The organism is Leyella stercorea (assembly GCF_019052365.1).
GTDB lineage: Bacteria > Bacteroidota > Bacteroidia > Bacteroidales > Bacteroidaceae > Prevotella.
Map to the genome: position 1 here is coordinate 1 of NZ_JAHQUY010000180.1, position 830 is coordinate 830.

At 34.8% G+C, this 830-nt stretch carries 1 protein-coding gene and 1 pseudogene; one reads left to right on the plus strand and one right to left on the minus strand.

Annotation, left to right across the window (positions count from 1 at the left end):
• A pseudogene (locus KTQ90_RS13495) lies at positions 1-199 on the plus strand (tyrosine-type recombinase/integrase); the annotation flags it as partial.
• 141 nt (positions 200-340) lie between these two features.
• Here KTQ90_RS13495 and KTQ90_RS13500 read toward each other — a convergent pair.
• Positions 341-709 (minus strand): hypothetical protein, encoded by a 369-nt coding sequence (locus tag KTQ90_RS13500; protein ID WP_217318847.1) that lies wholly within the window; start codon positions 707-709, stop codon positions 341-343.
• Between the last annotated feature and the right edge of the window lie 121 nt (positions 710-830).

The following is an 830-nucleotide window of genomic DNA, read 5'->3' on the forward strand; positions in this document are numbered from 1 at the left end:
ATGTGCTTGTGGAAAAGAGTACGGACTTACCTATTTCTACCATTCGGGACGACACACGTTCGCCAGCCTCATTACGCTGGAGGCAGGTGTGCCGATGTAGACCATCTGCAAGATGCTCGGTCATAAGGATGTGAAGATGACGCAGCGGTATGCGAGAGTGACCCAAAAGAAAGCGCATCCTTCGCTTCGACAAGATTAAGACCAACGGCATTCGCATCGTATTCGATAGCGCAAGGGCTTGTCCGTGCATCAACAATATTTATTCCTCTTACCATTGGTAGGAACAACTCTAACAAGAATAAATCTCATTATTTGAATATTGTGACGTAGTTTTATATTTCTATCTATCACTTGTACTTAAAACAAAAGGCTTACTTTTTTTATATTTGACATTACTAATGATAGAATGTGTTCCAAAATTTAGAATAATAGAGTCTGGGATTACAGAAGTAGAATCAATCACGAATAAGCGTGGAATAGTAATTCTTTGTCCAATTTCATTTCTATCTCGATGATTTATGCTATTTACCAAAGAATCAATATTATAATTTTTAGAAAAAACTAAGTAATCGTCGAGCCATAAATCATTGTCCTCAATTGTAAGATTATGAAACAACGAGGATATATCATTGCCATTGGAATCTATTATTTTTATAGATTTAATTGACTCAATTGTACCATTCAAACCAGGTTCTATACCTCCTCCCATAAAAGTTAAAGAACTATTGCAATAGTCTACCATGAATTCTAATAGGAAATATCTATTTCCCTTTCTCAAATTCAAAAGAGAATTTTATTATAGCAAATCTTATAATTTGCGTTGTGTTTTT

What these genes read in the sequence shown, in the direction of transcription:
- KTQ90_RS13500 (WP_217318847.1), bottom strand. Translation starts at nt 709, where the DNA reads ATGGGAGGAGGTATAGAACCTGGTTTGAATGGTACAATTGAGTCAATT.